Here is a 5,073-nt window from a genome sequence, read left to right as displayed (position 1 = left end):
AGGGAAAACCAAGGCGCAACGAAGCAGACAGGCCCATTTCGCAAGCCGCAGGAGATCGCTTGTGAGACATGCAGGCTAAGCTTCCGGAACTTCCTGCGCCAAGCGATCCAGGGAGACACGGGCGAGACTGCTGGTCACCCAACTTGCTCCGCGGAAATCATGCCCTGAGGTGTAATCGTTGTAGGTGACGACGGTGGGGATTCCCGCTTCGCACGCCGCGCGCAATCCCACCTCCGAGTCTTCGATCGCCAGCACGCGGTTGCCGGCGCATCCCCATTCGGCCAAGCAGCGCCGATAGAGAGGAGAGTCGGGAGCCGTCTTCCTTCCCGCCCGTTTTCCGAAAACCGGGGAAAACCATCCCTTTTCCTCGGGGAGGTGGAGCGAAAGAAGAGCATGGATCTGTTCCTCATCGCTCGTCGTCACGATCGCCTGCCGCAGCCCCCGCTCCCTCGCCTCCCGGATCAGATCACGAATCCCCGGCCGAAGGCTGGTGCAGGAAAGAAATCTCTCCAAATAAAGCTTCTTCTTGAGTCGCGCGAGTTGTCCGGCCACCTCCTCGGGATGGTCGGGAGGGTGGTCGAGCGCTTCCAGGGCTCGCTTCATGCGAAGCTCGTTTCCCGGAACCCCCAAGAGTCCCTGGAACTCCTCCCAGCTCCAGCGGATCGGCAGGTCCATGGCCGCAAACGCCGCGTTGCAGGCGGGCAGGTGCCCTTCCCTCTCGGTTAAGGCGATGGTCCCGTCGACGTCCCAGATGAGTCCGTCCCAGCGCACGGTTGTCATCGGCAGAGTCTTTCGACCGCGGGAGCAGGAAGCTCGGAGGGGGCCGTCGAGTCGACGATTTCTTCCGAGAAACGGCGGAAAGGCTGGTCGAGAATCGCGCATTGCAGAATCGCGCGGATATACTTGTGGAGGATCAAGAGGATCCCGCGCTCCGGCCTGCCGGCCAGAGAGCAGAGCGCGCCGACGACCCGTTTGCGCGCACTCCAGACGTCTTCCCCACCGATCGCGGAGAGCGGAACCCCAGACGGATCGGCCAGCCAGTGGTCATACTCAGCGGGCTCCCGAGCCGATAACTCTCCGTGGGTGTGACCTTCCCACTCTCCCATGTTCACCTCGACCCACTCCGGCCACGCCTCGACCGGCACTCCCAGCGCCTCACCGTAGATTTCCGCCGTCTGTCGGCCGCGGGCAAGCGGACTCGACAAAATCCGATCGATGGGGAGAGGCCGGAGAAGCTCGCAGTTGGCTTTTGCCTCCGCGATTCCCTCCGCGCAAAGAGGAATATCGGTTCGTCCTTGAATCCTCCGCTCCAGATTCCACGAGGTCTTGCAATGCCGCGCGACGAAGATGCGCGGCACTGCGGAGGATCGAACCGTCGTTCGGTTTGCGTCCACCACCAAGCTTTCTTCCTTTTCGCTCAAGCTTTAGGCTCGTCCTGTCCGCGTCAAGGCTCGCTGGGCGGCTTCCGCAACCGCTTCCTTCGTCAGGCCGAACTCCTTGTAGATCGTGGCATACGGCGCCGAGGCTCCGAAATGATCGACCCCGACGGCTTCCCCATCCGGCCCGATCCAGCGCGGCCAAGCCAGCGTGACCCCGGCTTCGACGGAAACGCGGGCGCGGACCTTGGCGGGGAGGACCTCTTCCCGATAGGCTTCCGGCTGCTGGCTGAAGAGTTCCCACGAAGGTAGGGAGACTACCCGGGACCGGATCTTCCGGCCGGAAAGGATCTCCCTTGCTCCCAGCGCGAGCGAAACTTCCGAACCCGTAGCAATCAAGATGACCTCCGGTTCCTCGTCCCCGACGAGCACATATCCTCCGCGCCGGGCATCAGAGGCAGGAGCAAAATGGCCGCGATCGAGCACGGGAAGAGCCTGCCGCGTCAAAATCAAGGCGGTCGGGCCATCTTTCCTCTCGAGAGCAACCCGCCAGCCTTCCGCCGTTTCGGTCGCATCCGCCGGGCGGAAGACCACGAGATTGGGAATCGCGCGAAGGGCGGTCAACTGTTCGACCGGCTGGTGCGTCGGGCCATCCTCTCCCAAGCCGATGCTGTCGTGGGTGAAGACGTAGACGACCGGCACCTTCATCATGGCCGCCAAACGAATGGGCGGACGCATATAGTCCGAGAAGATCAGGAAGGTCCCGCCGTAGGGACGAATCCCGCCGTGAACGGCCATCCCGTTCATGAGGGAGCCCATCCCGTGCTCCCGAATGCCGTAATGGATGTATCCTCCGGAGAAGTCTCCGGGATGAATCTCCTTCACTCCTTTGGGCAGCGTGTTGTTGGAGGGGGTCAAATCGCCGGAGCCGCCGAGCAGGTAGCCGACCTTATCGAAGATCGCATTGAGCACCGCTCCGGAAGCAGCCCGCGTCGCAAGCGGCTTTTCCACCGGGAAGCTTGGCAGCGCCTTCTCCCATCCCGCGGGAAGATCTCTCCGAAGCGCGGCTTCGAAGGCTTCGGCTTCCGCGGCAAACTCCTTCCGATAGCCCGAGAAGATCTCCCGCCAGCGCGACCGCTCCGCAGCCCCTTTCTTCGCGGCGGCGTGGAAGAAGGTTCTCACCTCTTCGGGCACGTAAAAAGTCTGATCGACCGGGAGGCCGAGCCGCTCCTTCGCAAGCTTCACCTCTTCCGTCCCCAACGGCTCCCCGTGCGCTTTGGCGGTGTTCTCGCGGTTGGGGCTTCCGTAGCCAATGATGGTCCGGCAGGCGATGATGGTCGGCCGCTCTTCCTGGGAGGTCGCCCAGGTCAATGCGGATTCGACCTCGGAGCGGTCGAGCCCGTTGATCCTTCGGACATTCCAGCCGTACGCCGCAAACCGGCCGAGCACGTCTTCGCTGAAGGAGAGCGCCGTCGGTCCGTCGATGCTGATATGGTTATCGTCGTAAAGGACGACCAGCTTGCCCAACTGCAGATGGCCCGCCAAGGACGCCGCCTCGTGGGAGATCCCTTCCTCCATATCCCCGTCGCTGGCGATGACAAAGGTCCGATGGTTGACCACCTCGTGCCCAGGGCGATTGTATCGTTGGGCCAGCCACCGCTCGGCAAGGGCCATTCCGACGGCGTTGGCGATGCCTTGGCCCAGCGGCCCGGTCGTCGTCTCCACCCCTGCGGTATGGCCATATTCCGGATGGCCGGGAGTCCGGCTTCCCCACTGGCGGAAACGCTCCAGCTCCGTGAGCGGAAGGTCGAACCCGCAAAGATGGAGCAAGCCGTAGAGAAGCATCGATCCATGTCCTGCCGACAAGACGAACCGGTCGCGGTTCGGCCACTGAGGGTCCGCGGGATCAAAACGCAAGAAGCGGGTCCAGAGCACGACGGCAGCGTCCGCCATTCCCATGGGCAGGCCGGGATGACCGGAATTGGCCTTCTGCACTCCATCCATTGCCAGGCCGCGAACCACATTGGCCGCCAGGGCCGCGAGCCCCTCTTCCGCGGGCGGATTGGATAAACTGGGGGCAACGGTAGGGGGGGTCGAACTGCTCATCTTTGGTTTCCCTTTTTTTGGAGGTTCTCCTCGTGGGGCGTTTTCGTCGTGGGTGAGCCCGTAAGATTTCCCCGGCCGATACCGTGCAGGAAAGCTCTGCCGGCTCTTCCTCTGCTCCTGGCAAAGGGTGGCAAGGGAATAAGGGACCCACTCCCAACGAGCGGCTCTAATGCCGACACCCCGTCGATGCGATATTGCGGCTCGGTCCGGGCTCTGTCAAGCGACCGAACCGTCCGAAGTGTGCCCTTTTCCGCACGGTCCATCGACGAGCTGGCCTCAAGACTTTCCTCTTGCTTGGCTCTCCCCGCCCTCCTGCTCGGTAAAGACGCGGCTCTGGCGAACATCCGACGCGTCGATCCGCATGAGCTCTTCGGCGGAAATCTTCCCGCCGGCGGAAATCAAGCGGGCGGCCTGCCGGAGCTTGATGCGATCGATGGCATTCCGGACGCTGCGCGCATTGGCGAAAAGCGGCTGCTTGCGGCGCCGTTCCAGGTATTCCCGAAAAGCCTCCTGTCCCGGCGGATCGAAAAAGTACCCCTGAGCCCGAACCATGAGATCCCCGATCGATACCAGCTCTTCAAAGGTATAGTCGGGGAAGTCGATGTGATGGGCGATCCGCGAGCGCAAGCCGGGATTGGAAGCGAAGAAGGTCGCCATCCGGTCTCGGTAACCCGCGAAGATCACGACGAGATCGTTCCGGTAGTCCTCCATCGATTGCAGGAGGATCGATACCGCCTCCAGCCCATAATCCCGCTCGCTTTCCGGACGGTAGAGGGAATAGGCCTCGTCGATGAAGAGCACCCCGCCCATGGCCCGTTTGATGACCTCCTTGGTCTTCGGGGCGGTATGACCGACATATTGACCGACGAGGTCGTCCCGGGCGGCAACCACAAGGTGTCCTTTCCGGACATAGCCGAGACGATGAAGAATTTTTCCCATCCGAAGGGCGACGGTCGTCTTCCCGGTCCCAGGGGAGCCCGTGAAGGACATGTGGAGGGTCGGAACCTGAGTCTGAAGCCCGACGGAGCTTCGCAGCCGTTCCACGAGGAGAAAATCCGCGATCTCCCGTACCCGGCGCTTGACCGGAGCCAATCCGATGAGCTCGCCATCGAGCTCGGCCAGAACCTCTCCGACTCCAGCGCCGGCGAGCGCCTCGTCGAGATCGACCAGCCGCTCGCCACTCATGGCGGCCGCCTGAGATTCCTTCCCCTCTTCTTTCATCGGTACCTGAAGGCCATAAGCTGCCTCTCTCCCAAGTCTTCTTTTGCGGCTTGCAAAATGGACCGATCTCCTTCGTCGAGACTTCGACCCGCCTCGTTCCCTCCACTCTTTATGAGGCTTCCCGTGACATAATCCTATTTGATTCTTCTTATGCGATAGATCAGTTTTGCAAATCCATCTCGATGGCTTGCTTCAACTGCTCCTCTTTCCGCTGCGATCGGCCGGGCGGGCAAAGCCGCTTATGTGCTGGACAGCTTCTCCCAAACGCATATGATTTCCCATCGAGTTGTCCGCCCAAGCGGATGGAAGCGTCTTGGGTCGGTCTGCTCGGATGGATTGGGCCGGGAACCGCCCGGGGCTCGCGAATGCG

Annotated in this window: 4 protein-coding genes; all 4 read right to left on the bottom strand. The window is 62.2% G+C overall.

What is annotated here, in order from left to right; translation table 11 throughout:
• Nucleotides 1-75: 75 nt before the first annotated feature.
• Nucleotides 76-780 (bottom strand): HAD hydrolase-like protein, encoded by a 705-nt coding sequence (locus MAMT_RS08710; RefSeq protein ID WP_142660606.1) that lies wholly within the window; start codon nt 778-780, stop codon nt 76-78.
• On the bottom strand, nt 777-1,394 hold the full coding sequence (locus tag MAMT_RS08705) for a histidine phosphatase family protein (RefSeq protein ID WP_246186612.1): 618 nt from the start codon (nt 1,392-1,394) through the stop codon (nt 777-779). Before MAMT_RS08705 ends, MAMT_RS08710 begins: the two co-directional genes overlap by 4 nt.
• A gap of 30 nt (nt 1,395-1,424) precedes the next feature.
• Complete coding sequence (tkt, locus tag MAMT_RS08700) at nt 1,425-3,482, bottom strand: transketolase (RefSeq protein ID WP_281289111.1); 2,058 nt, start codon at nt 3,480-3,482, stop codon at nt 1,425-1,427.
• Nucleotides 3,483-3,758: 276 nt separating this feature from the next.
• The gene (locus tag MAMT_RS08695) at nt 3,759-4,703 is read right to left on the bottom strand and encodes an AAA family ATPase (RefSeq protein ID WP_142660604.1); all 945 of its coding nucleotides are present in this window, start codon (nt 4,701-4,703) and stop codon (nt 3,759-3,761) included.
• Between the last annotated feature and the right edge of the window lie 370 nt (nt 4,704-5,073).

The sequence above is a fragment of the Methylacidimicrobium tartarophylax genome, from assembly GCF_902143375.2.
Classification (GTDB): domain Bacteria; phylum Verrucomicrobiota; class Verrucomicrobiia; order Methylacidiphilales; family Methylacidiphilaceae; genus Methylacidimicrobium; species Methylacidimicrobium tartarophylax.
The sequence above is the reverse complement of the archived record's forward strand: the minus strand, read 5'-3'. Positions and strand labels throughout refer to the sequence as shown.